The sequence below is a fragment of the Streptomyces sp. NBC_00513 genome, from assembly GCF_041431415.1.
Lineage (GTDB): Bacteria > Actinomycetota > Actinomycetes > Streptomycetales > Streptomycetaceae > Streptomyces.
On the sequence record NZ_CP107845.1, the window covers coordinates 5,778,982 to 5,803,719 of the forward strand.

Consider the following 24,738-nt stretch of genomic DNA (forward strand, 5'->3'; position numbering starts at 1 on the left):
TCAGCTCCCGAGCACGCGCCGCAGGTAGTCGTTGCCGAACAGCCGGTCCGGGTCCAGCCGGTCCCGCAGCCCCGTGAACTCGGCGAAGCGCGGGTACACCCCGGCGAGGTACTCCGCGTCCCGCGTGTGCACCTTGCCCCAGTGCGGCCGTCCGCCGTGCGCGGTGAAGATGCGCTCCGCCGCCGTGAAGTAGGCCTGGTACGGGGTGCCCTTGTACATGTGGACCGCCACGTAGGCCGTCTCCCGACCCGACGCCGTGGACAGGGTGACGTCGTCGGCCGGCGCGGTGCGGACCTCCACCGGGAAGCTGACGCGCAGGTCGGATCCGTCGACCATCGCCTTCAACTCGCGCAGCGCCTCCACGACGCGCTCACGGGGAAGCGCGTACTCCATCTCCACGAACCGGACCCGGCGCGGGCTGGTGAACACCTTGTACGGGATGTCCGTGTAGGTGCGCGCCGACAGGGCGCGGCTGGCGATCCGGGCGATGCCGGGGACGGTCGCCGGGACGGCGCGCCCCAGCGAGTTGACGGCCTGGAAGAGGCCGTTGGACAACAGTTCGTCCTCCACCCACGCGCTCACCGCCCCGGGCGGGGCGGCCGGCCCCTGGCTGCGGTTGTTCCGCTTGGTGTTGCAGTTCCCGGTGTGCGGGAACCAGTAGAACTCGAAGTGCTCGTTCTCCGCGAAGTGCTCGTCGAACTCGGCCGTCACCCGGTCGAAGGACATCGGCTCCTCACGGGCGGTCAGGAAGAAGATCGGCTCCACGGCGAGGGTGACCGAGGTGAGGATGCCGAGCGCGCCGATGCCGAGCCGGGCCGCCGCGAAGACCTCCGGGTTCTCCTTCTCCGAGCACGCCAGCAGCCTGCCGTCGGCCGTGACCAGCTCCAACCCGCGGATCTGCGCGGAGAGGGAGGCCGAGTCGCGGCCGGTGCCGTGGGTGCCGGTGCTGGTGGCGCCGGAGATCGTCTGCTCCATGATGTCGCCCATGTTGGTGAGCGACAGGCCCTCCCTGGCCAGGGCCTGGTTGAGGTCCTTGAGGACCGTCCCCGCCGCCACCGTGACGGTCCCGGCCGCGCGGTCCACCGACCGGATGCCGGCCAGGGACTGCGGACGGATCAGCACGCCGTCGGTGGCGGCGGCCGCCGTGAAGGAGTGGCCGGTGCCGACCGCCTTCACCCTCAACCCGTCCTCGGCGGCCCGACGGACCGCCTCCTGAAGCTCCCCGACCGAGGTCGGGGTCACCACGCGGGCGGGGGTGGCACTGACGTTCCCCGCCCAGTTACGCCACGTGCCCGGCGTCCTCGCCGCCCCGGCGTACCCGCTCTGCCCTGCTGTCGCCGTCCCCATCGGTGCCTGGCTCCTCCCCTTGCGCCGGCCTCGTCAGCCGGCGGAATCCCGCGAACGCCACCGCTGCCGCGGTCACCCCCGCCGAGAGCGAGACGACGTACCCGGTCCGCGCGCCGGCCGCGTCGACGACCCAGCCGGCCACGGAGGACCCGAGCGCGATGCCGACCGCGAGGCCGGTGCTGATCCAGGTCATGCCCTCGGTCAGCTTCGCGTGAGGTACGTGCGCCTCGATCAGGGCCATCGTGGTGATCATCGTGGGAGCGATGGCGAGGCCCGAGACGAAGAGCGCCACGGCCAGAAACGGAAGGTTCCCGGCCAGTAGGAGGGGGATCATACTCACGGCCATCGCACTGATGCCCAGCATCCATCGAGGTTCGGCCTTGCCCTTGAAGTGCAGCAGGCCGAAGACGATGCCCGCGAGGCAGGATCCGAAGGCCCAGATCGCCAGGAACACCCCGCCGAGGGACTTGTTGCCGTGTTCCTCGGCGAAGGCCAGCGTCGCCACGTCCACGGACCCGAAGATCGCGCCGGTGGCCGCGAAGGTGGCGACCAGGACCTGGAGGCCGGGGGAGCGCAGCGCCGAGGACCGGTCCGACTGCGGGTGACGGGGATGGGGCGCGGGCTCGGTGGCGGTGAGCGCGGTCAGCCACCACACGCCCGTCAGCAGGCAGACGAGCGCGACCACCGGGCCGGCCTCCGGGAACCAGCTCGCGGACAAGGTCGCGGCGAGCGGCGGACCGACGATGAAGCACAGCTCGTCGAGGATCGACTCGAACGAGTAGGCGGTGTGCAGCTGCGGGGTGTCCCGGAAGAGCGCCGTCCACCGCGCGCGCACCATCGAACCGACGCTGGGCACGCAGCCCGCGACGACGGCGAAGACGAAGAGGGTCCAGCGGGGCCATTCGTTCGCCGCCGAGAGCAGCAGGCCCGTCACGGCCCCCGCCGCGACGAGCGTCGCCGGGCGCAGCACCCGCCGTTGTCCGTACTGGTCCACCAGCCGGGACACCTGGGGGCCCACGGCGGCGGCCGAGAGCGCGATGGTCGCCGTGATCCCGCCCGCGAGGGCGTAGCTGCCGCCGAGCTCGGTGATCATCGTCAGCACGCCGATGCCGACCATGGACAGGGGCATCCGACCGATGAGGCCGGCGGCCGTGAACCCCTTGGTGCCGGGGGCCGCGAAGATCGCGCGGTAGGGACTGGGCACGTTGCGCTCCGTAAGGGACGTCTGTGGCCCCCACAGGTCACGGTCGCCGACAAGGCGCCCGCATGGGGAAAATCCAGACAGGAAGTTAGGGTGACCTTACCTTTGATCTTCGGTCTCGGGCGCGCCGGGTCCGTTTCCCGGCCCGAGCCGGCGGGTGGCAGGATTCGAGCATGTCTGACCAGCTCCGTGCCTGCGCCCCCCGAGCGGCCGAGGGCCTCGCCGCCCCCTACGACGCCCTCCTGTTGCTCTCCTTCGGCGGCCCCGAGGGCCCCGACGACGTCGTTCCGTTCCTGGAGAACGTGACGCGGGGGCGCGGCATCCCGCGCGAGCGGCTCAAGGAGGTCGGGCAGCACTACTTCGGTTTCGGCGGGGTCAGCCCCATCAACGGGCAGAACCGCGCGTTGCTGGACGCCCTGCGCAAGGACTTCGCGGAGCACGGGTTGGACCTGCCGGTCTACTGGGGCAACCGCAACTGGGCTCCGTACCTCACCGACGTGCTGCGCGAGATGGCCGCCGACGGCCGCCGCCGGATCGCGGTGCTCGCGACCAGCGCCTACGCCTCGTACTCGGGCTGCCGGCAGTACCGGGAGAACCTCGCCGACGCCTTGGCGCGGTTGGCCGAGGAGGGGGTGGAGGAGCTGCCTCGGGTGGACAAGCTGCGGCACTACTTCAACCACCCGGGGTTCGTGCAGCCGATGATCGACGGGGTGCTCGCCTCCCTGGCCGAGCTGCCGCGGGACGTGCGGGCCGGGGCGCGCCTGGTGTTCACCACGCACTCGATCCCGACCGCCTCGGCGGACACCTCCGGCCCGGTGGAGGGGCACGGCGAGGGCGGTGCGTACGTCCGCCAGCACCTGGACGTGGCCACGGTGATCGCGGACGCGGTGCGCGCCGAGACGGGCACCGAACTGCCCTGGGACCTCGTCTACCAGTCGCGCAGCGGCGCCCCGCACATCCCGTGGCTGGAGCCGGACATCTGCGACCACCTGGAGGCCCTGCACGCGGAGGACACCCCGGCGGTCGTGATGGTGCCGATCGGGTTCGTCTCGGACCACATGGAGGTCCTCTACGACCTCGACACGGAGGCCACGGCCAAGGCCGCCGAACTGGGCCTGCCGATCGCCCGCTCGGCGACGGTCGGCGCCGACCCGCGGTTCGCGGCGGCGGTACGCGACCTGCTGCTGGAGCGGGCAGTGGCCGAGCGCGGCGAGCCGGTCGAACGGTGCGCGCTGGGGCTGCTCGGCCCGAGTCATGATCTGTGCGCGGCGGGCTGTTGCCCGGCGCGGGCCCCGCGGCCCGCCGCCGCGGGCGTGGACAGTCCGTACGCCTGACCCCAGGGAGTGGCACGACCATGATTTCCGCGGAACTGAAGGCCGAGCTGCTCGACGTGGGTCTGGAGGCGGCCCGGCGGGCGGGTGAACTGCTGCGCGACGGGCGACCGGCGGACCTCGCGGTGGCCGCGACCAAGTCCAGCCCGATCGACGTGGTGACCGAGATGGACATCGCGGCGGAGAAGCTGATCACCGAGATCCTCGGACGCAGGCGTCCCGAGGACGGGCTGCTGGGCGAGGAGGGCGCGGACACCCCCGGGACCAGCGGCGTGCGCTGGGTCGTGGACCCGCTCGACGGCACCGTGAACTACCTGTACGGGCTGCCGAGCTGGTCCGTGTCGGTCGCCGCCGAGTACCGGGGCGAGACCGTGGTCGGGGTCGTCGCGGCCCCGATGCGCGGGGAGACGTTCCACGCGGTGCTCGGGGACGGGGCGTGGCTGGGCGACACCCGTCTCGCGTGCCGGCCGCCGGCGCCGCTGGACCAGGCGCTGATCGCGACCGGATTCGCGTACGTGCAGGCGCGGCGGGCGCACCAGGCCGAGGTCGCCCGGCGGATCATCCCGCTGGTCCGGGACATCCGGCGGGGCGGCTCGGCGGCCGTGGACCTGTGCGACGTGGCCGCCGGGCGGCTGGACGGGTACTGGGAGCGGGGGCTGAACCCCTGGGACCTGGCGGCGGGCGAGTTGATCGCGCGCGAGGCGGGGGCGCTGACCGGAGGCCGCCCGGGGCGGCCCGCCTCGGGCGAACTGGCGCTGGCGGCCACCCCGGCCGTGTTCGCCTCGCTGCAACCACTGCTGGACGAGGCGGAGGCCTGGCGCGACTGAGGTCCGTCCGTGGCCCGGTCCGGCGGCCGGGCCACGGAAAGACCCCGGGCGCCCTGTGGGCGGCCGGGGTCGGGGGTCCGGGGCGGGGTGGGATCAGGCGGCCGTGACGGATGCGCCGTGTTCCACGGGTACCCCGTGTTCGGCGGCCAGGCGCTGGAGGTCCTCCAACTCCGCCTGTTCCACATCGGCGAGGTGGTCGTCGCCCGTCTCACGGGCCTTGCTGAGGTCGGACTGGGTGGCCTCGATGCGCTGCAGAAGGCCTGCGGTGAATGCGTCCATGGTGGGTGCGCCCCCTCTTCATGGGTCGGCGACGGGTGAGCACGTGGCAATCCGCCGTCAGGGAGTGGTCGGGGTGTGCAGTCGTCCTCCCCGGCACCCCGGGCCCAGAAACCTCGCGAGGCCGGGGAATCCCCACTTCCACCCGGGGGAAGGCGGCCGAGCGGCGCCTTACAGCCGGTTTACCGCCGAAACGTGCAGGATGGTCGACGCAATACAGGTGTGCCCGTCTGGGCTCTAAGGAAGGAAACGACGTGCGCGTACTCGTCGTCGAGGACGAGCAGCTGCTCGCCGATGCGGTGGCCACCGGCCTGCGCCGGGAGGCCATGGCCGTGGACGTCGTGTACGACGGCGCCGCGGCCCTTGAGCGCGTCGGAGTGAACGACTACGACGTGGTGGTGCTCGACCGGGACCTCCCGCTCGTGCACGGCGACGACGTCTGCCGCAAGATCGTCGAGCTGGGCATGCCCACCCGCGTCCTGATGCTCACCGCCTCCGGCGACGTGAGCGACCGGGTCGAGGGGCTGGAGCTCGGGGCGGACGACTACCTGCCCAAGCCCTTCGCCTTCACCGAGCTCACCGCGCGGGTGCGGGCGCTCGGGCGGCGTACGACCGTGGCCCTGCCGCCCGTGCTGGAGCGGGCCGGCATCAAGCTGGACCCGAACCGCCGCGAGGTCTTCCGCGAGGGCAAGGAGGTGCAGCTGGCGCCGAAGGAGTTCGCGGTGCTGGAGGTCCTCATGCGCAGCGAGGGCACGGTGGTCTCCGCCGAGCAGCTGCTGGAGAAGGCCTGGGACGAGAACACCGACCCCTTCACCAACGTGGTCCGGGTGACCGTCATGACCCTGCGGCGCAAGCTCGGCGAGCCGCCCGTGATCGTCACCGTGCCGGGCTCCGGATACCGGATCTGACGGGGATGGCAGCGACACCGGCGCCGCCCGCGGCGCCACCGAAACCCACCTGGGACCCCGGACCGCCCGAGGGTCCCTTCCCTTGGCTGCGGCCGACGATCCGGATACGGCTCACCCTGCTGTACGGCGGGATGTTCCTGATCGCGGGCATCCTGCTGCTGTCGATTATCTACCTGCTGGCGGCGCAGGCGCTGCGCGAGGGCAACGGCACGCCCTTCAAGATCGTGGACGGGACCGACGTCACGGTCATCAGCAACACCTGCCCCGGGGTGGCCGGCAAGGGTCAGCCGCTCGACCAGTTCAACGCCGCCATCAACGCCTGCGTCCTGGAACAGCGCAGGCACGCACTGGACGACCTGCTCAGCCGGTCGCTGATGGCCCTGCTGGGCCTCAGCATCATCGCCTTCGCCTTCGGCTACGCGATGGCCGGCCGGGTGCTCTCGCCGCTGGGGAAGATCACCCGTACCGCCCGTCGGGTGGTCGGCTCCGACCTGACCCGGCGGATCGAGCTGGACGGGCCGGACGACGAGCTCAAGGAGCTGGCCGACACCTTCGACGAGATGCTCGACCGGCTGGAGCGGGCCTTCACGGCCCAGCAGCGGTTCGTGGCCAACGCCTCGCACGAGCTGCGGACGCCGCTCGCGATCAACAGGACGCTCCTGGAGGTGCACCTCTCCGACCCGGGGGCCCCGGTGGAGCTCCAGCAGCTCGGCAAGACGCTGCTCGCCACCAACGAGCGCAGCGAGCAGCTCGTCGAAGGCCTGCTCCTGCTGGCCAGGAGCGACAACCAGATAATCGAACGCAAGCCCGTGGACCTGGCCGAGGTCGCCTCGCGGGCCATCGACCAGGCGCGCGGCGAGGCCGGTGCCAAGGGCGTGGAGATCCGCGGCGAACGTGCCCTGGCTGTCGTCCAGGGCAACGGCGTGCTGCTGGAGCGGATCGCCCTCAACCTGGTGCAGAACGGCGTCCGGTACAACGTCGCGGAGGGCGGCTGGGTGGAGGTCACCACCGAGGTCCAGCACGGTCACGCGGTGCTGCTCGTATCGAACACGGGTCCCGTTGTTCCCGCGTACGAGGTGGAGAACCTCTTCGAGCCCTTCAGGCGGCTGCGTACCGAACGAACGGGCAGTGACAAGGGTGTGGGGCTCGGTCTCTCGATCGCGCGCTCCGTGGCCCGCGCACACGGCGGCCGCATCCAGGCGACGCCCCGCGAGGGCGGTGGCCTCGTGATGCGTGTCACGTTGCCCCTGTGACCTGCGGTCCCGTGTGTTCGCTGTTGGCTGAACGGGACAATGGTCGTGGCCAGGGGGCCTGTGTGATCGATCACATTGTCGAGTGTCGGGTCATGTGCGTTCAGTGACCCGGGGAAGGCCGGAACGCCCGGGAAGTCCGGGTTTCCGGCCCCCATGATGGCGGGAAATACACGGGGTGGCGTTTGTGCAAGACGGCCCCCGGACCGTGTACGGTCCCGGTCGTCATCCCAGCCAAATGCGCCTTCGGGCGTGCGGCTGGGTGTCGATTGAGTAACAGACCTTGATGTGAGGCAAAATCTCCGCCTCAGGTCGGGCACAAGTCCGGCCTCTCGCGCGTTACGTGCGCTGAGACACCGCTAAATCCCAGAGGGGGAGAGCGAACAATGGCAACGGACTACGACACCCCACGCAAGACCGACGACGACGTTGACAACGACAGCATCGAAGAGCTGAAGGCCCGGCGCAACGAGAAGTCGTCGTCGAACGTCGATGTGGACGACTTCGACGCGGCCGAAGGCATGGAGCTTCCCGGTGCGGACCTCTCCAATGAGGAGCTTGCCGTACGGGTCCTGCCCAAGCAGGCCGACGAGTTCACCTGCATGAGCTGCTTCCTGGTGCACCACCGCAGCCAGCTGGCACGCGAGAAGAACGGTCAGCCGATCTGTCGCGACTGCGACTGAGAGGCGTCGGCCGTGACAGGCTCGACGCCATTTCGGAAGCGACGCCTCCGAAAGTCTGGTGATCCGGCGGAGACGCAGGTGGGAACCACGGACCCGGCAACGGGCCCTGGAGCCCCCGGCGTACCCGCCGTGCCCTCCGACACCGCCGCGGCGGTGCCGTCGGCCACAGCGGCCGACGAGGAGTCCCGGCAGTGGTTCGGGGCTCGTCGGGTGCAAGCCGTCAAGAACGGTGTGCGCAAGGGCGGCGAAGGTGCGAAGGCCGCCGCCCTGTACATCACCGACCGAATCATCGAGAACGCACCGCGCGTTCCGGTTCGGGACCTCGCGACCCTGCGCGCGCAGTTCCCGGACCTCGACCCCGATCGGCTCGCCGACAAACTGATCACCGGCGCCGCCAACGCCACGTCCGCCGTCGGCGCGGGCATCGGCGCGGCGGCGATGCTTCCGGTGCCGCCCGCGATGCCGGCCGAGATGGCCGCGGAGATCACCGGGGTCGCGCTGATCGAGCTGAAGCTCCTCGCCGAACTCCACGAGGTGTACGGGCTCCGGGCGCCCGGCAACCTCGGGGAACGCAGCTTCGCGTACCTGACGTCCTGGACGGAGGAACGCGGAGTCGACCTGACCAAGCCGACGACGCTGAACCTGGCGCTCGGCGGTCAGATGAAGCGCGAACTGCGCCAACAGATCATGAAGCGGATGTTCCGCAACCTGCCCAACCTCATGCCGTTCATGGTGGGCGCCGCAGTCGGCGCCGTCATGAACCGCCGCGACACCCGCAAACTCGCCGAGAAGGTACGTGCGGACCTGCAGACCCGCGCCGTGGCCTGGGACGCCCTCCCGCAGTTGCCGCCCCTTGAGCGGCCCACCCAGCCCCTTCCCGAGGCCACCAGGAGGGTCATCGAGGGCCCCGACGCGCAAGGGCGAGGCTGACGACCGCCCCCGGGGCGCCGCCCCCGACCTCCCGGACTCAGCCGGCCGCCGGCGCGGCCGGGCTGTTCTTCGCCGCGCGAAGGGCCGCGACCAGGGCCTGCGGCTCACGGGTGGAGACGTACGCGTAGGGAGTCGGGTCGGCCGGATCGGTGATCTCGACGCGCACGGCCGTCGGCACGTAGCTGCGCATCAGCATGAAGGCGCGGGTGTCCGCCTTGTACGTGCGCCAGGCGCGCGCCTCCTCGGCCTCCAGGATCTCGGGCTCGCCCAGGGCCGTCACCGGGATCCTCGCGTCACCCACCGCCAGCGCACCGTTCACCACGCGCACGCGCGCGGAGCCGTACGAACTCACCACCATCCCCGCCAGCACAGTGCCCCCGACCAGACCGAGCAGCATCGGCAGCGTGCCCAGCGGCAACAGCATCAGCGCGCACGCGACGCCGAGGAGCACGGCGATGCCCCACCAGGCGCGGGGAGCGGTCAGGCGTTCGTCGTGGTGCGCGGGGGAGGGATGCATGGCTCCAAGCCTGCCACGAGGCGACCGTCGAACCGCCGCGCGGGTAAGGTCAGCGGCTGTGAGTGGACGAAACACAGCCTTGACGCCGCCGGCCGATGCCACGGCGCCGGTCCGGCACCCCGACGCCCCGGGGCCCGGCGAACTCCTCGGCGCGCACTACGAGCACTGTTTCGGCTGCGGCGAGGGGCAACCCCACGGGCTCCACCTGGAGGCACGGGCGGGCGAGGGCGTGCGCGTCACCGCCGAGTTCACCGTCAAGCAGGCCCACCAGGGCGCCCCCGGTCTCGCCCACGGAGGCGTCCTCGCCACCGCGCTCGACGAGACGCTCGGCTCCCTGAACTGGCTGCTGCGCGTCATCGCGGTGACCGGCCGGTTGGAGACCGACTACGTACGGCCCGTTCCCGTGGACACCGTGCTGCACCTGGAGGCGGAGGTGACCGCCGTGGCCGGGCGGAAGATCTACTGCTCCGCGGTCGGCCGAATAGGCGGTCCCGAGGGGCCGGTCGCCGTACGCGCCGACGCCCTCTTCATAGAGGTGAAGGTCGACCACTTCATCGACAACGGACGGCCCGAGGAGATCCGGGCGGCGATGGCCGACCCGGACCAGGTCAGGCGCGCACGCGCCTTCGAGGTGAACCCCTGATGTCTCAGAACGACCACGACGCCCGCCGGGGCGTCGACGTGCTGATCCGCCGCGTCGACCCCGAGGTGCCCATGCCGGCCTACGGTCACCCCGGTGACGCGGGCTGCGACCTGGTGACCACGGAGGCCGCCGAGCTCGCGCCCGGCGAGCGGATCGTGCTGCCCACGGGCGTCTCCATCGCCCTGCCCGACGGGTACGCCGCCTTCGTGCACCCGCGCTCGGGCCTGGCCGCCCGTTGCGGCCTGGCACTGGTGAATGCCCCGGGGACGGTGGATGCCGGGTACCGTGGGGAAATCAAGGTGATCGTGGTCAATCTCGACCCGCGCGAGAGCGTCAGGTTCGAGCGTTTCGACCGCATTGCCCAGCTGGTTGTCCAGCGGGTCGAGAAGGTGCGCTTCCACGAGGTGGCGGAACTTCCCGGCTCGGCCCGGGCCGAGGGGGGTTTCGGCTCCACCGGCGGTCATGCGGCCGTGGCCGGATCCGAGGCTGGTCAGCAGGGTGGGAATGGCTACGCTTCGGTCGTAACCGACCGGGAAGGACAGTGACGTGTTCGGACGTCGCAAGAAGAACGACTCCGTCAGGGACGGCGGCGCGGCCGAGCAGGTCGTCGACGGCGCACGCGCCGATGAGCGGGACGACGCCGAGGCGCTCGACGACGACGCCAAGCCGCGTCGGATGAACCTGCCGCCGGCCCCCAGGCCGGACGGCCCCTGGGACGTTTCCGAGGTGATCGGCAATCCGGAGGACGGCCGCGTCGACCTCGGAGGCATCCTCGTACCCGGTGTCGAGGGCATGGAGCTGCGCGTCGAGGTCGCCGGTGACGCGATCGTGGCCGCGACCGTGGTCCTCGGCGACAGCGCCGTGCAGCTCCAGGCCTTCGCGGCGCCCAAGAAGGAAGGCATCTGGGGCGAGGTCCGCGACGAGATCGCCACGGGCATCACCCAACAGGGCGGCATCATCGACGAGGTCCAGGGCCCGCTGGGCTGGGAGCTGCGCGCGCAGGTCCCCGTACCGCTGCCCGACGGCCAGACCGGCGCCCAGCTGGTGCGGTTCGTCGGCGTCGACGGTCCCCGCTGGTTCCTGCGCGGTGTCATCTCCGGCCAGGGCGCGGTGCGCCCGGATTCGGCCGGCGTGCTGGAGCAGATCTTCCGGGACACCGTCGTCCTCCGCGGCGACGGCCCCATGGCCCCCCGTGACCCCATCGTCCTGAAGCTGCCGAACGACGCCCAGATGGTGCCGGACGGCGTGCAGACGACCGAGGAGCCGGAGGGCTCCCGCTTCGGCGGCGGCATGGGCCAGCTGGAACGCGGTCCCGAGATCACCGAGGTCCGCTGACCTCGCTCGACGGTTGGTTCCGGTCGGTGGGCCGCACCCTCGCGGGGGTGCGGCCCACCGCCGTTCCCGGCGGACGCGTCAGGGATCCGTCAGGGATGCGCCCATCGCCGTACATCGGCGCGTGAACTGCGGGGACGTCCCTGAGAATGGGCGCATGGCACGCGGCAAGCTACGGATATACCTCGGCGCGGCACCCGGTGTGGGCAAGACGTACGCCATGCTCTCCGAGGGCCACCGTCGGGTGGAGCGCGGCGGCGACTGCGTCGTCGGCTTCGTCGAGCACCACGGACGGCCGCGCACCGAGGTCATGCTGCACGGACTGGAACAGGTGCCGCGCAGGGAGTTGACCCACCGGGGCGCCGGGTTCACGGAGATGGACGTGGACGCGCTGCTGGCCCGCGGACCCGCCGTGGCGCTGGTGGACGAGCTCGCGCACACCAATGTGCCGGGCTCGCGCAACGCCAAGCGCTGGCAGGACGTGGAGGAACTGCTCCGCGCGGGCATCGACGTCGTGTCCACCGTGAACATCCAGCACCTGGAATCACTAGGGGACGTGGTCGAGTCGATCACCGGCGTGCGGCAGCGGGAGACCGTACCGGACGAGGTGGTCCGGCGGGCCGATCAGATCGAGCTGGTCGACATGTCCCCGCAGGCCCTGCGCCGTCGGATGGCGCACGGCAACATATACAAGCCCGACAAGGTCGACGCGGCCCTGTCCAACTACTTCCGCCCCGGCAACCTCACCGCCCTGCGCGAGCTCGCGCTGCTGTGGGTGGCCGACCGGGCCGACGAGTACCTCCAGCAGTACCGGGGCGAGCACGACATCCGCTCCACCTGGCAGGCCCGCGAACGGATCGTCGTCGGTCTCACCGGCGGGCCGGAGGGCCGCACCCTGATCCGGCGCGCCTCCCGGATGGCGGCCAAGGGCTCGGGCAGCGAGATCCTGGCCGTCTACATCGCCCGCAGCGACGGCCTGACCGCGGCGTCCCCGAAGGAGCTCGCGGTCCAGCGGACCCTGGTGGAAGACCTCGGAGGAACGTTCCACCACGTCATCGGCGACAACGTCCCCGACGCCCTGCTCGCGTTCGCGCGCGGGGTCAACGCCACCCAGATCGTCCTGGGCTCCAGCCGCCGCAAGACCTGGCAGTACGTCTTCGGGCCGGGCGTGGGCGTCACCGTGGCCCGGGAATCAGGGCCCGACCTCGATGTCCACATCGTCACCCACGAGGAGGTCGCCAAGGGGCGCGGGCTGCCCGTGGTGCGCACCGCCGCCCGCCTCGGACGACCCCGGATCGTGGCCGGCTGGGTGGTCGGCGTGCTCTTCCCCGCCCTCCTCGCCCTCGTCCTGGCCAACATCGACGGCGACCCCGGACTCGCCAACGAGATGCTGCTGTTCCTGGCGCTCACCGTGGCCGCCGCGCTGCTCGGCGGACTCGTGCCCGCCCTGGCGTCGGCGGCCTTCGGCTCGCTGCTGCTGAACTACTTCTTCGCCCCACCGGTGCACCGGTTCACGGTCTCCGACCCCAAGAACATCGTCGCCATCTCGGTCTTCTTCGGGGTGGCCGTCGCCGTCGCGTCCGTCGTGGACGTCGCCGCCCGGCGGACCCAACAGGCCGCCCGCCTGCGCGCCGAGTCCGAGATCCTCTCCTTCCTCGCGGGCAGCGTCCTGCGCGGCGAGACCACCCTGGACGCGCTGCTGGAGAGGGTGCGCGAGACCTTCGCCATGGAGTCGGTGGCCCTGCTGGAGCGGGAGAGCGACGTCGAGCCCTGGTTCCCGGCCGGCAGCGTGGGCCCGCGTCCCGCGTCCCGGCCCGAGGACGCGGACGTGGACATGCCGATCGGAGACCACATGGCGCTGGCCCTGTCGGGGCGCGTGCTGCCCGCCGAGGACCGCCGCGTGCTCGGCGCCTTCGCCGCCCAGGCCGCCGTGGTCCTGGACCGGCAGCGGCTGGTCGGACAGGCCGAGGAGGCCCGCCGGATGGCCGAGGGCAACCGCATCCGGACCGCGCTGCTGGCCGCCGTCAGCCACGACCTGCGCACCCCCCTGGCCTCCATCAAGGCGTCGGTCAGCTCGCTGCGCTCCGACGACGTCGAATGGTCCGAGGAGGACCGGGCCGAACTCCTCGAAGGCATCGAGGACGGCGCCGACCGGCTCGACCACCTCGTCGGCAACCTGCTCGACATGTCCCGCCTCCAGACCGGCACGGTCACCCCCCTGATCCGCGAGATCGACCTCGACGAGGTGGTCCCGATGGCGCTGGGCGGCGTACCGGAGGACAGCGTGGTGCTGGACATCCCCGAGACCCTGCCGATGGTGGCCGTGGACCCGGGGCTGCTGGAGCGGTCCGTCGCCAACGTGGTCGAGAACGCCGTCAAGTACAGCCCGGCGGGGGAACGGGTGCTGGTCGCGGCCAGCTTCCTCGGCGACCGCGTCGAGGTACGGGTCGTGGACCGCGGACCCGGGGTGCCCGACGAGGCCAAGGACCGGATCTTCGCCCCCTTCCAACGACACGGCGACTCCCCCCGGGGCGCCGGGGTGGGCCTCGGCCTGGCCGTCGCCCGCGGGTTCGCGGAGGCCATGGACGGCACCCTCGACGTCGAGGACACCCCCGGCGGCGGGCTGACCATGGTGCTCACCCTGCGCGCGGTGACGGGGGAGCGCGACCCCTCACGTGCCACGGTGGACGGCGAGGTCGGGACCGGTCCTCCCGCCGCCGCCTCGTACCCTCCCTCTGAATCGCTCTCTCCCTCTCACTCGTTCGATCGACCGGTCGACCCCTCCGTACGACAGAAGGCAGGCCCTCAATGACCCGGGTGCTCGTGGTGGACGACGAACCGCAGATCGTCCGAGCCCTCGTGATCAACCTGAAGGCGCGCAAGTACGAGGTCGACGCCGCCGCCGACGGGGCGAGCGCCCTGGAACTCGCCGCCGCCCGCCACCCCGACGTGGTCGTCCTGGACCTCGGTCTGCCCGACATGGACGGCGTCGAGGTGATCAGGGGACTGCGCGGATGGACCCGTGTGCCGATCCTGGTCCTGTCCGCCCGGCACAGCTCCGACGAGAAGGTGGAGGCACTGGACGCCGGCGCCGACGACTACGTCACCAAGCCCTTCGGCATGGACGAGCTGCTGGCCCGGCTGCGCGCGGCCGTGCGGCGGGCCGAGCCGGCCGCGGGCGAGGACGAGGTGGTCGTGGAGACCGCGGGCTTCACCGTGGACCTGGCCGCCAAGAAGGCGGTGCGCGCGGGGCGCGACGTACGCCTCACCCCCACGGAATGGCACCTGCTGGAAGTGCTGGTCCGCAACGGCGGCAAGCTCGTCAGCCAGAAGCAGCTGCTCCAGGAGGTCTGGGGGCCCTCGTACGGCACGGAGACCAACTACCTGCGGGTCTACATGGCGCAACTGCGGCGCAAGCTGGAGGCGGACCCCTCGCATCCCCGCCACTTCATCACCGAACCGGGCATGGGATACCGCTTCGAGAGGTAGCGGGAGCGCCGGTACGCTTCCTGTATGAGTGCTGAACCGCGTCCCGAGAAGCCCGCGAAACCGGCCAGGCCGGCGGGCCGGTTCCGCCGGATGATAGAGCGGCTTTCCACCTCGCAGGAGGAGCTGCATTCGGCGGAGCTGCAGGAGGACGCAGAAGCCGCGGGATGCACGCGGATCTGCGACTGCGACGACCGCCAGATAGTCAAGGTGACCGGAACGCTGCGTACCGTGACCCTGCGGCCTCGCGCCGGGGTTCCCGCCCTGGAGGCGGAGCTGTTCGACGGCTCGGCCCCGCTGGACGTGGTGTGGCTCGGACGTCGCTCGATCGTGGGAATCGAGCCGGGACGGCGCATGATCGCCTCCGGCCGGATCTCGATGAGCCATGGGCGTCGGGTCCTCTTCAACCCGAAGTACGAACTCCGACCGCTCGGACAGGAGCAGTAACCGGTGACGTCACTCGACAAACCGACCACGCCGGCGGATCCGCCGGGGCCCGCGGCGGACCAGAAGGCGGTGACGCAGGCGGCGCTCTTCGACGCCTTCGGCGGCATCCGCGGCACCGTGGAGACGATGCTCCCCGGCCTGCTCTTCGTGATGATCTACACGATCAACAAGGACGTGAAGAGCTCCGCCATCGCGGCGGGCGCCCTCGCGGTCCTGCTCGTGATCGTGCGGCTGCTGCGCAAGGACACCGTGAAGCACGCCTTCAGCGGGGTCTTCGGCGTGGGCGTGGGCGTGGCCTTCGCCCTCTTCACGGGCAGCGCGAAGGGCTTCTACCTGCCCGGCATGATCTACGGCGTCGGCCTGGGCTTCGCGTTCACGCTCTCGGCACTGGTCGGCTTCCCGCTGCTCGGCGTGATCCTCGGCCCGGTCTTCAAGGAGAACCTGTCCTGGCGGACCCGCAACCCGGGCCGCAAGAAGGCCTACACCAAGGCCAGCCTGGCGTGGGGGCTCATCTTCCTCGCCAAGTACGCGATCCTCTTCCCGCTGTACTGGTGGGGGGACGCCACGCAGCTGGGGTGGGTGCTCATCGCGCTCAAGCTCCCGCCGATGGTGCTGGCCGTGTACTTCACGTGGGTGTTCCTCGCGAAGGCGCCGCCGCCGATCGACGTGATCGCGGAGTGGGAGGCCGAGGAGGTCGCCGAGAAGGAGGCCAAGGCGGCCGCCAAGGCGGCGAAGGCGGCCAACGCCTCCACCGAAGGACGCCACCGCGCGCCGTAGCCGCCGGGACGCGCTGACGGGAAACGTGTGAGGGGCGGGGCAGCCGATCGGCTGCCCCGCCCCTCACACGTCGTACGCCGAGACCTAGTGACGGGCCTGGAGGAGGTCCTCCAGCTGCTCCTCGCGGGCCTGGGCGGCCACGAAGAGGAGCTCGTCGCCGGGCTCCAGGGTCTCCTCGCCGTGCGGGGTCAGGACCCGGTTGCCGCGGATGATCGTGACCAGCGAGGTGTCCTCGGGCCAGTTGATCTCGCTGATCTGGGTGCCCGCGACCGAGGAGTCGGGGGGCAGGGTCAGCTCGACGAGGTTGGCGTCGCCGTGGCTGAAGCGCAGCAGCCGCACGAGGTCGCCGACGCTGACGGCCTCCTCGACCAGGGCCGACATCAGACGCGGGGTGGAGACCGCGACGTCGACGCCCCAGGACTCGTTGAAGAGCCACTCGTTCTTCGGGTTGTTCACCCGCGCCACGACCCGGGGAACCCCGTACTCGGTCTTGGCCAGGAGGGAGACGACCAGGTTGACCTTGTCGTCACCCGTGGCGGCGATGACCACGTTGCAGCGCTGCAACGCGGCCTCGTCCAGCGAGGTGATCTCGCAGGCGTCGGCCAGCAGCCACTCCGCCTGCGGCACCCGCTCCACGGAGATGGCGGTGGGCGCCTTGTCGACCAGCAACACCTCGTGGCCGTTCTCCAGCAGCTCACCCGCGATGGAGCGGCCGACCGCGCCGGCTCCGGCAATCGCGACCCTCATGCGTGTGCCTCCTCAGGCCCCTCGGCGAAGGCCGCCTCGACTTTGTCGATCTCGTCCGTACGCATCATCACGTGGACGAGGTCGCCCTCCTGGAGGACGGTCGCCGACGTCGGCAGCGTGGCTTCACCCAGACGGGTGAGGAACGCGACACGTACGCCGGTCTCCTCCTGCAGCTTGCTGACCTTGTGGCCGATCCACGCCTCGGAGGTGTGCACCTCGGCGAGCTGGACACCGCCGCTCGGGTCGCGCCACAGCGGTTCCGCGCCCGAGGGCAGCAGCCGGCGGAGCATCTGGTCGGCGGTCCACCGCACGGTCGCGACAGTGGGGATGCCGAGGCGCTGGTAGACCTCGGCGCGCTTGGGGTCGTAGATGCGGGCGGCGACGTTCTCGACGCCGAACATCTCACGGGCCACCCGAGCCGCGATGATGTTGGAATTGTCACCACTGCTGACGGCGGCGAAGGCACCCGCCTCCTCGATGCCGGCCTCCCGCAGGGTGTCCTGGTCGAAGCCGACCCCCGTGACGCGGCGGCCGCCGAACGATGCCCCCAGTCGACGGAATGCGGTGGGGTCCTGGTCGACGACCGCGACCGTGTGCCCCTGCTGCTCCAGGGTCTGCGCGAGGGCGGAGCCCACTCTTCCGCAACCCATGATGACGATGTGCACGGCCGTCCTTCCGGCTGACAGCGGCTCGCTGATTTCCAGCCTCATTGCATGCTCTGGCTAAACAGGGTCTCAGACCATGGCCCAAGCTACACACGGGCGGTCACCAGTGTGACCATTTGGGGTGCGGGGAGCCCCTCATTCGCCGCTCATTGCCTTGTAAAGGGGCCGGGGGTTCGTCAGGCGGATTTCGAACGCTTACGATCCTCTGCGTGTCCAAACTGACCGACGTGCCCAAACGGATCCTGATCGGCCGGGCGCTACGCAGCGACCGCCTCGGAGAAACACTCCTCCCCAAGCGGATCGCCCTTCCCGTCTTCGCGTCCGACCCGCTCTCGTCCGTGGCCTACGCCCCGGGCGAGGTCCTGCTGGTCCTCTCGATCGCGGGTGTGTCGGCGTACCACTTCAGCCCCTGGATCGCGGTCGCGGTCGTGGTGCTCATGTTCACCGTCGTCGCCTCCTACCGACAGAACGTCCACGCCTACCCGAGCGGCGGCGGCGACTACGAGGTCGCCAACACCAACCTCGGACCCAGAGCCGGCCTCACCGTGGCGAGCGCCCTGCTCGTCGACTACGTCCTCACGGTCGCCGTCTCCATCTCCTCCGGTGTGGAGAACCTGGGATCCGCCGTCGATTTCGTCATCGAGCACAAGGTGCTCTCGGCGATGATCATGATCATCCTTCTGACGCTGATGAATCTGCGCGGAGTCAAGGAATCCGGGAAACTCTTCGCGATCCCGACCTACGTGTTCGTCGGAGCCGTCTTCGTCCTCATCGCTTACGGCGCCTTCAAGGGCCTCGTACTCGGCGACGACATGAAGGCCCCCACCGCGGACCTGGAGATCAAACCCGAACAGCAGGGGCTCGCCGGATTCGCCCTCGTCTTCCTGCTCCTGCGCGCCTTCTCCTCGGGCTGTGCCGCCCTCACCGGCGTCGAGGCCATCAGCAACGGCGTCCCCGCCTTCCGCAAGCCCAAGAGCAAGAACGCCGCCACCACCCTCGCCCTCATGGGCGGACTCGCGGTCACCATGTTCTGCGGGATCATCGGCCTGGCCATGGCCACCGACGTGAAAATGGCGGAGAACCCCCCCGTCGACCTCCTGGACAACGGCGTCCCCGTCGGCGCCGACTACGTCCAGCACCCCGTGATCTCCCAGGTCGGCGAGGCCGTCTTCGGCAGTGGCAGCTTCCTCTTCATCATCCTGGCCATCGCCACCGCGCTCGTCCTCTTCCTGGCCGCCAACACCGCCTACAACGGGTTCCCGCTGCTCGGCTCGATCCTCGCCCAGGACCGCTACCTGCCGCGCCAGCTGCACACCCGCGGCGACCGCCTCGCCTTCTCCAACGGCATCGTGCTCCTCGCGGGCGCCGCCATGCTGCTCGTGTGGCTGTACGACGCCGACTCGACGAAGCTGATCCAGCTCTACATCGTCGGCGTCTTCGTCTCCTTCACACTCAGTCAGATCGGCATGGTCCGGCACTGGAACCGGCACCTGCGCTCCGAGCGCGACCAGGCCGCCCGCCGCCGCATGCACCGCTCGCGGGCGATCAACACGTTCGGCGCGTTCTTCACCGGCATGGTGCTCGTCGTCGTCCTCGCCACCAAGTTCACGCACGGCGCCTGGGTCGCCCTGCTGGGCATGGTCATCTTCTACGGAACGATGACCGCCATCCGCAAGCACTACGACCGCGTCTCCACCGAGATCGCCGCCGCCGAAGGTCCCAGCGACGACAGCGTGCGCCCCTCCCGGGTCCACTCCATCGTCCTCGTCTCCAAGGTCCACAAGCCCACGCTGCGGGCCCTGGCCTTCGCGAAGCTGACCCGCTCGGACACCCTGGAAGCACTCAGCATCAGCGTCGACCCGGCCGAGACCAAGGCGCTGAAGGCCGACTGGGAGCAGCGCGGGATCAACGTCCCGCTCAAGATCCTCGACTCGCCCTACCGCGAGATCACCCGGCCGGTCGTCGAGTACGTCAAGGGACTGCGCAGCGAGAACCCGCGCGACGCCGTCAGCGTCTACATCCCCGAGTACGTCGTCGGCCGCTGGTACGAACACCTCCTGCACAACCAGAGCGCGCTGCGCCTCAAGGGCCGACTGCTCTTCACACCCGGCGTGATGGTCACCTCCGTGCCGTACCAGCTGGAGTCCTCGGAACTCGCCAAGCGGCGGGCTAAGAAGCGCCAGGACTGGAACGCCCCCGGCGCGGTCCGCCGCGGGCCGGTGGACACCCCGCGGTCGCGGCCGAAGGACTCGGCGAAGTAGGGAGCCTGGGGCTGGGGGCGCCCGGGGGACTGGGCCAGGCGGGCCCCGGAGGCTCGGCCAAGCAGGGCCCCGGGCACTCGGCCGACCGGGGCCCGGGCGGCCGGGTCGCCCCGGGTTCGGGTTGGTGAACGGCCGGACGAGATCCACGTAAACTGGTGGGTCGGTCGTCCGGCCGTTCCCTTTTCAGCTTTTGGAGTCTCCCCACCATGACCGAGCAGATCGAGAAGCAGTCACTGGTCGGGGAGGAGTACGAGGTCGAGGTCGGCCCCGTCGCGCACGGAGGCCACTGCATCGCCCGCACCGCCGAGGGTCGGGTCCTGTTCGTCCGCCACACCCTGCCCGGCGAGAAGGTCGTCGCCAAGGTCACCGAAGGCGACGTCGACTCCCGCTTCCTGCGCGCCGACGCCATTACCGTCCTGGACCCCTCCAAGGACCGCGTCGAGGCCCCCTGCCCGTACGCCGGCCCCGGCAAGTGCGGCGGCTGCGACTGGCAGCACGCCAAGCCGGGCGCCCAGCGCCGGCTCAAGGGCGAGGTCGTCGCCGAACAGCTGAAGCGCCTCGCCGGCCTCACCCCGGAGGAAGCCGGCTGGGACGGCACGGTCATGCCCGCCGAAGGCGACAAGCTGCCGGCCGGCCAGGTACCGCAGTGGCGCACCCGGGTCCAGTTCGCGATCGACGACGACGGCCGGGTGGGCCTGCGGAAGCACCGCTCGCACGACATCGAGCCGATCGACCACTGCATGATCGCCGCCCCCGGCGTCAGCGAACTCGGCATCGAACAGCAGGACTGGCCCCAGATGGCGTCGGTGGAGGCCATCGCCGCCTCCGGTTCGAACGACCGCCAGGTGGTCCTCACCCCCCGCCCCGGCGGCCGACTGCCGCTCGTCGAACTCGACAAGCCCGTCTCGGTCCTGCGCGTCGAGGAGAAGGACGGCGGAGTCCACCGCGTCCACGGCCGCCCCTTCGTCCGCGAGCGCGCCGACGGCCGCACCTACCGCGTCGGCATGGGCGGCTTCTGGCAGGTCCACCCGCAGGCCGCCGACACCCTGATCAAGGCCGTCATGCAGGGCCTGATGCCGCGCAAGGGCGAGATGGCCCTCGACCTCTACTGCGGCGTCGGCATCTTCGCGGGCGCCCTCGCCGAACGCCTCGGCGACACCGGCGCGGTACTCGGCATCGAGTCGACGAAGCGCGCCGTCGAGGACGCCCGCCACAACCTGACCGACTTCCCGCGGGTCCGGATCGAGCAGGGCAAGGTCGAGCAGATCCTCCCGAAGACCGGCATCACCGAGTGCGACCTGGTCGTCCTCGACCCGCCCCGCGCCGGCGCCGGCAAGCAGACGGCCCGCCAGGTGGCCGGCCTCACCCCGCGCCGCATCGCATACGTGGCCTGCGACCCGGCGGCCCTGGCCCGCGACCTGGGCTACTTCAAGGAGAACGGCTACAAGGTGCGCACGCTGCGCGTCTTCGACCTCTTCCCGATGACCCACCACGTGGAGTGCGTGGCGATCCTGGAGCCGGTGCGCGAGGACGCGTGAATCTCTGCTCGTGGGGGCGACCGGATGGTCGGCGCCTTCGAGGAGGGTGCGGTGTTGCAGGACCCGACGTGAAGTCCATATGCCGGGCCGTGTGACCGAGCCACGGTTGCCTTGGTTTCGGCCGGCGACCGTGGCCTCGTGTTTTCGGCGGGCCGTCCCGGTCGGCGGTCAGGGCGTGGTCGTCGTTCGGGTCAGGGCTTCGGCGAAGGCTTCCGATTGGGGGGACGGGCGGGCGCGGGGCCGGACCAGGCCGAGTTCGGAGTCGGGGAGGCCTTGGACGGGGACGAAGGTCAGGGAGTCGCGGCGGCCGTGGTAGTCGGCGGTGGAGCGGCACAGGAGCATCGCGCCGCGGTCGGCGGCGGTCAGGCTGAGGCCCTCCTGGAGGGTGTTGACGCTGGGGCCGGCGGGGACGGGGAGGCCGCCGGGGGTGTGGTCGGGGGCCTGGGCCTGGCGCCAGTACGCGGGGGCGTTGCCGTCGATGCCGATGAGTCGACAGTCGGCGAGTTCCTCGGCGGACAGGGTGTCGCGGGCGGCGAAGGGGTGGCGGACGGAGACCGCGAGGGTCTGCGGCTGGCGGGAGAAGACGGGGCCGAGGACGAGGTCGTCCTCGGCGACGGGGAGGAGGACCACCGCGCAGTCGACCTCTTGGCGGCGCAGCGGTCCGAACGGGTCGGAGAGCGGGATCTCGACGATGTCGATCGCGCAGTCGGGGTAGCGGTCGCCGAAGCGGGCGATGGCTTGGCTGAGGTAGTCGTCGACGGTGCCCTGGAAGCCGATGCGCAGGGTGCCGCCCATGCCGCGGGCGGCGGCCCGGGCGTCGTCCACGGTGGCGCGCAGGGCGTCGTAGGCGGGTCGGAGCGCGGCCAGGAAGCTCTCGCCGAGGGGGGTCAGGCTGACCCGGCGGCTGGTGCGTTCGACGAGCGGGGCGCCGATGCGGCTCTCCAACGAGCGCAGCAGTTGGCTGACCCGGCTCTGTGAGACGTACAGGCGCTCGCCCGCCCGTCCGAAGTGCAACTCCTGTGCGAGGGCGAGGAACACCTCCAGCTCGCGTATCTCCACACCGCTCATGGTGTTCCTTTCTACACTGCCGCCGCTCGGCGGCCGATCGAGTAGTCCCGCTCATCGAAGGATGAGGGATCGGCCGTTGTTCCCGCAGGTCGCGACGGGTTTGCTGAGGGCATGGCACAGACTGAGGAAATTGCAGACACCGCCGGGGTGTCGGAGCGCTCGGCGACCCGCGGTTGGTTGGGCGTCGTGGCGGTCGCCAGTGCGACCTTCACCGTGGTGACGTCCGAGATGCTGCCCGTGGGCCTGCTGACGCCCATCGGGGACGCGCTGCGGGTGACCGAGGGCACCGCCGGGCTGACGCTGACCATCACCGGGCTCGTCGGCGCGTTGTCCGCGCCGCTGTTGACCCCGTTGTTGGGTCGGTTCGACCGGCGGACCGTGCTGTGCGCGTTGATGTTGGTGTTGACGGCGGGCAACCTGATCGCGGCCTGGGCCCCGAACTTCGCGGTGATGGTGGTGGCGCGCGTGCTCGTCGGCATCGGGATGGGCGGCGTCTGGTCGATCGCGGCGGGCCTGGCGGTACGGCTGGTGCCGCCGAAGTCGATCGGTCCCGCGACCTCGCTGGTCTTCAGCGGTATCGCGGTGGCGTCCGTGCTCGGCGTCCCCGCGGGCACGTACATCGGTGAACTCGCCGACTGGCGGACCGCGTTCGTGGTGATCGCGGCCCTGGCCCTGGTGGTCCTGGTGGCGCTCGCGGCGTTGCTGCCGCGGCTCCCCGCGGAGCAGGAGGTCCGTCTGAGCGGGGTGATGCGGCTGTTCGGCCGGCCGCCGGTACGGACCGGGCTGATCGTGGTGGCCCTGTTGGTGACCGGACACTTCGCCGCCTACACGTACGTACGGCCCGTGCTGGAGGAGGTCTCCGGCGCGAGCGCGGGTCTGATCGGCACGCTGCTCCTCGTGTACGGAGTCGCGGGCGTCATCGGCAACTTCGCCGCGGGCGCCGGCGCCGGGCGCTCTCCGCGCGCCACCCTGCTCGTGATCAGCGTGGTCCTGGCGGCGACGGTCGCCCTGGTGCCGGTGCTCGGTGGTTCCGTGCTGACGGCCGGTGTGCTGCTCGCGGTGTGGGGTCTGTCCTACGGCGGTGTGTCCGTCAGTACCCAGACCTGGCTGCTGGCCGCCGCGCCCGACGCGCGGGAGGCGGCGTCCTCACTGTTCGTCGGCGTGTTCAACGGGGCCATCGCCCTGGGCGCGTTGGTCGGCGGGCTCGCGGCGGACGGCGCCGGGGTCAGCGCGGTGATGTGGCTGGGCGGCGCCCTCGCGGCCGGCGCCCTGCTGGCCACGGTCCTGGGCCGGGCCCCCGACAGCGGCCGGCTGTGAGTTGCGGGCTCCGGCCGGCGCCGATTCCAGGTCCGAGTCGAGGGGCCTGACTCGCCCGGCTCCGAGTCGGCCGGTCGCAGTCCGACCCGGCACCCGAGAACGTTCCGGCGCCCAACCCCTGGGTTCCCGCCGTCCCTCCGCTCCCCGCCGCCCGTGGCCGGGCGTCGGTGCGGGGCGGACGGCGGGGCCGGGCGCCGGGGCACGACCGGCGGGACCGCGCGACCGGGGCTCGGCCCCACCGCGCGGTCCCGCCATCCGACCCGCCGTGGCGCGGACGCGCCCGGCCGTCCCGCCCGGCTCTCGGTCAGCGGTCGGTCGCCGCCGCGCCCTCGGTCTCCGCGAGGAACGCGTCGATCAGTTCGGCCCACTCGTCGGGCCGCTCCGCGGCGATGGCGTGACCGCAGTCGAGGGTGACCAGGCGGGCGCCCGGGATCGACTCGGCCAGTTCGCGGGAGTGAACGGGAGTGATCAGGAGGTCCCCGGTCGGTGACACGACGAGGACCGGCACCGCGAGGCGGGCCAGGTCGTCCCGTACGTCGATGTCGTCGAACAGGGCGAGCTGCGCGTCGGTGCCCGGGGGCATTCCCGCCGCGAAAAGCGCGAGCTGCTCTTCGATCTCCTCGGCGGAACGCTCGTCGAGCCAGTCGGTGCCGCCGACGACCAGGGAGAGATAACCGGCCAGGACCCGGTCGTCCTGATCGGGCGCACCCAACTTCCGCCAGGTGTCCACGACCAATCTCAGGCGGGCATTCGGGTGGGCGAAGCCGGCGGACAGAACGAGTGCGGTAACCCGTTCCGGATGTCGGACGGCAGCCCGCACGGCCACGGCTGAACCCATCGAGAAGCCGGATATTGCAAAAGAATGTACGCCGCATTGCACGGCGCTTTCCACAATGTGATCGGCCAGTCGATCAAGGGACAGTGGGCCATCCGGAAGGGGGGTGTCACCGGATCCCGGATAATCCGGTCCTATCACGGTGCGACGGCCGGCGAGCGTTTCGAGGATCGGGCCGTAACTGTCCTCGATGTCGCTGCCCGCACCGTGTGCGAGCAGCAGTCCTGGTCCTCTTCCGTGAACGAGGACGGATTTCCCGGAGGTGAGTCGAGAGGTCATGGCGAGATCCTAGCGAGGGCCCGACCTGATATCCGTGGAATATTGCGCGGATCACAGTATTCCCGCACATCAC

At 71.1% G+C, this 24,738-nt stretch carries 24 protein-coding genes; 16 read left to right on the forward strand and 8 right to left on the reverse strand.

Annotation, left to right across the window (positions count from 1 at the left end; genetic code table 11):
* Window positions 1-1,347, reverse strand: coding sequence for a D-arabinono-1,4-lactone oxidase (locus tag OHA84_RS26645; RefSeq protein WP_266969457.1), 1,347 nt, complete (start codon window positions 1,345-1,347; stop codon window positions 1-3).
* Window positions 1,280-2,551, reverse strand: coding sequence for an MFS transporter (locus tag OHA84_RS26650; RefSeq protein ID WP_266950332.1), 1,272 nt, complete (start codon window positions 2,549-2,551; stop codon window positions 1,280-1,282). The genes OHA84_RS26645 and OHA84_RS26650 overlap by 68 nt, the downstream gene beginning before the upstream one ends.
* A gap of 170 nt (window positions 2,552-2,721) precedes the next feature.
* Between OHA84_RS26650 and OHA84_RS26655 the strand changes: the two genes are divergently transcribed.
* Together OHA84_RS26655 and OHA84_RS26660 are read left to right on the forward strand one after the other, a co-directional pair.
* Window positions 2,722-3,882: a ferrochelatase gene (locus OHA84_RS26655; protein WP_266969455.1), complete on the forward strand. Its 1,161-nt coding sequence runs from the start codon at window positions 2,722-2,724 to the stop codon at window positions 3,880-3,882.
* A gap of 20 nt (window positions 3,883-3,902) precedes the next feature.
* Window positions 3,903-4,706: an inositol monophosphatase family protein gene (locus OHA84_RS26660; RefSeq protein ID WP_053676316.1), complete on the forward strand. Its 804-nt coding sequence runs from the start codon at window positions 3,903-3,905 to the stop codon at window positions 4,704-4,706.
* 93 nt (window positions 4,707-4,799) lie between these two features.
* Here OHA84_RS26660 and OHA84_RS26665 read toward each other — a convergent pair whose 3' ends face one another.
* Window positions 4,800-4,985, reverse strand: coding sequence for a hypothetical protein (locus OHA84_RS26665; protein WP_266969453.1), 186 nt, complete (start codon window positions 4,983-4,985; stop codon window positions 4,800-4,802).
* 251 nt (window positions 4,986-5,236) lie between these two features.
* On the opposite strand from OHA84_RS26665, the gene OHA84_RS26670 reads away from it, so the two are divergent.
* The 4 genes from OHA84_RS26670 (at window position 5,237) to OHA84_RS26685 (ending at window position 8,753) form a co-directional block, all read left to right on the forward strand.
* Window positions 5,237-5,890: a response regulator transcription factor gene (locus tag OHA84_RS26670; RefSeq protein WP_030008767.1), complete on the forward strand. Its 654-nt coding sequence runs from the start codon at window positions 5,237-5,239 to the stop codon at window positions 5,888-5,890.
* A 5-nt stretch (window positions 5,891-5,895) separates the two neighbouring features.
* Complete coding sequence (locus tag OHA84_RS26675) at window positions 5,896-7,143, forward strand: HAMP domain-containing sensor histidine kinase (RefSeq protein ID WP_053676269.1); 1,248 nt, start codon at window positions 5,896-5,898, stop codon at window positions 7,141-7,143.
* Between the two features lie 383 nt (window positions 7,144-7,526).
* Window positions 7,527-7,823, forward strand: a complete 297-nt coding sequence (locus OHA84_RS26680) for a DUF4193 domain-containing protein (protein WP_053676268.1) — start codon at window positions 7,527-7,529, stop codon at window positions 7,821-7,823.
* A 12-nt stretch (window positions 7,824-7,835) separates the two neighbouring features.
* Window positions 7,836-8,753: a hypothetical protein gene (locus OHA84_RS26685; RefSeq protein ID WP_266969451.1), complete on the forward strand. Its 918-nt coding sequence runs from the start codon at window positions 7,836-7,838 to the stop codon at window positions 8,751-8,753.
* 37 nt (window positions 8,754-8,790) lie between these two features.
* Here OHA84_RS26685 and OHA84_RS26690 read toward each other — a convergent pair whose 3' ends face one another.
* The gene (locus tag OHA84_RS26690; protein WP_053676266.1) at window positions 8,791-9,270 is read right to left on the reverse strand and encodes a DUF3093 domain-containing protein; all 480 of its coding nucleotides are present in this window, start codon (window positions 9,268-9,270) and stop codon (window positions 8,791-8,793) included.
* Between the two features lie 58 nt (window positions 9,271-9,328).
* Between OHA84_RS26690 and OHA84_RS26695 the strand changes: the two genes are divergently transcribed.
* The 7 genes from OHA84_RS26695 (at window position 9,329) to OHA84_RS26725 (ending at window position 15,955) form a co-directional block, all read left to right on the forward strand.
* The gene (locus OHA84_RS26695; RefSeq protein WP_053676265.1) at window positions 9,329-9,913 is read left to right on the forward strand and encodes a PaaI family thioesterase; all 585 of its coding nucleotides are present in this window, start codon (window positions 9,329-9,331) and stop codon (window positions 9,911-9,913) included.
* Entirely contained in the window at window positions 9,913-10,458 is a 546-nt protein-coding gene (gene dut, locus OHA84_RS26700; protein ID WP_053676264.1) for a dUTP diphosphatase, read from the forward strand. Before OHA84_RS26695 ends, dut begins: the two co-directional genes overlap by 1 nt.
* A gap of 1 nt (window position 10,459) precedes the next feature.
* Window positions 10,460-11,248 (forward strand): DUF3710 domain-containing protein, encoded by a 789-nt coding sequence (locus OHA84_RS26705; RefSeq protein ID WP_053676263.1) that lies wholly within the window; start codon window positions 10,460-10,462, stop codon window positions 11,246-11,248.
* Window positions 11,249-11,402: 154 nt separating this feature from the next.
* Window positions 11,403-14,057: a sensor histidine kinase KdpD gene (locus tag OHA84_RS26710; RefSeq protein ID WP_266969447.1), complete on the forward strand. Its 2,655-nt coding sequence runs from the start codon at window positions 11,403-11,405 to the stop codon at window positions 14,055-14,057.
* A complete protein-coding gene (locus OHA84_RS26715; RefSeq protein ID WP_053676262.1) occupies window positions 14,054-14,734 on the forward strand; it encodes a response regulator in 681 nt (226 codons plus the stop codon). Before OHA84_RS26710 ends, OHA84_RS26715 begins: the two co-directional genes overlap by 4 nt.
* A 24-nt stretch (window positions 14,735-14,758) precedes the next feature.
* On the forward strand, window positions 14,759-15,178 hold the full coding sequence (locus OHA84_RS26720; RefSeq protein WP_078998499.1) for an OB-fold nucleic acid binding domain-containing protein: 420 nt from the start codon (window positions 14,759-14,761) through the stop codon (window positions 15,176-15,178).
* 3 nt (window positions 15,179-15,181) lie between these two features.
* Window positions 15,182-15,955: a DUF3159 domain-containing protein gene (locus OHA84_RS26725; RefSeq protein WP_053676260.1), complete on the forward strand. Its 774-nt coding sequence runs from the start codon at window positions 15,182-15,184 to the stop codon at window positions 15,953-15,955.
* Between the two features lie 84 nt (window positions 15,956-16,039).
* Here OHA84_RS26725 and OHA84_RS26730 read toward each other — a convergent pair whose 3' ends face one another.
* Together OHA84_RS26730 and OHA84_RS26735 are read right to left on the reverse strand one after the other, a co-directional pair.
* Window positions 16,040-16,702, reverse strand: coding sequence for a TrkA family potassium uptake protein (locus OHA84_RS26730; RefSeq protein WP_053676259.1), 663 nt, complete (start codon window positions 16,700-16,702; stop codon window positions 16,040-16,042).
* Window positions 16,699-17,367, reverse strand: a complete 669-nt coding sequence (locus OHA84_RS26735) for a TrkA family potassium uptake protein (RefSeq protein ID WP_053676315.1) — start codon at window positions 17,365-17,367, stop codon at window positions 16,699-16,701. The genes OHA84_RS26730 and OHA84_RS26735 overlap by 4 nt, the downstream gene beginning before the upstream one ends.
* Window positions 17,368-17,576: 209 nt before the next feature.
* Here OHA84_RS26735 and OHA84_RS26740 point away from each other — a divergent pair, with 209 nt between their 5' ends.
* A complete protein-coding gene (locus OHA84_RS26740; RefSeq protein ID WP_053676258.1) occupies window positions 17,577-19,628 on the forward strand; it encodes an APC family permease in 2,052 nt (683 codons plus the stop codon).
* Window positions 19,629-19,834: 206 nt separating this feature from the next.
* The gene (locus tag OHA84_RS26745) at window positions 19,835-21,166 is read left to right on the forward strand and encodes a class I SAM-dependent RNA methyltransferase (RefSeq protein WP_266969443.1); all 1,332 of its coding nucleotides are present in this window, start codon (window positions 19,835-19,837) and stop codon (window positions 21,164-21,166) included.
* Between the two features lie 168 nt (window positions 21,167-21,334).
* On the opposite strand, the gene OHA84_RS26750 is transcribed toward OHA84_RS26745, so the two are convergent.
* Window positions 21,335-22,234: a LysR family transcriptional regulator gene (locus OHA84_RS26750; protein ID WP_053676248.1), complete on the reverse strand. Its 900-nt coding sequence runs from the start codon at window positions 22,232-22,234 to the stop codon at window positions 21,335-21,337.
* Between the two features lie 111 nt (window positions 22,235-22,345).
* Here OHA84_RS26750 and OHA84_RS26755 point away from each other — a divergent pair, with 111 nt between their 5' ends.
* Window positions 22,346-23,551 carry an MFS transporter gene (locus tag OHA84_RS26755; RefSeq protein ID WP_266969441.1) on the forward strand — a complete coding sequence of 402 codons (1,206 nt, stop codon included), beginning with the start codon at window positions 22,346-22,348 and terminating at the stop codon, window positions 23,549-23,551.
* 304 nt (window positions 23,552-23,855) lie between these two features.
* Here OHA84_RS26755 and OHA84_RS26760 read toward each other — a convergent pair whose 3' ends face one another.
* Complete coding sequence (locus OHA84_RS26760; RefSeq protein WP_266969439.1) at window positions 23,856-24,665, reverse strand: alpha/beta fold hydrolase; 810 nt, start codon at window positions 24,663-24,665, stop codon at window positions 23,856-23,858.
* Between the last annotated feature and the right edge of the window lie 73 nt (window positions 24,666-24,738).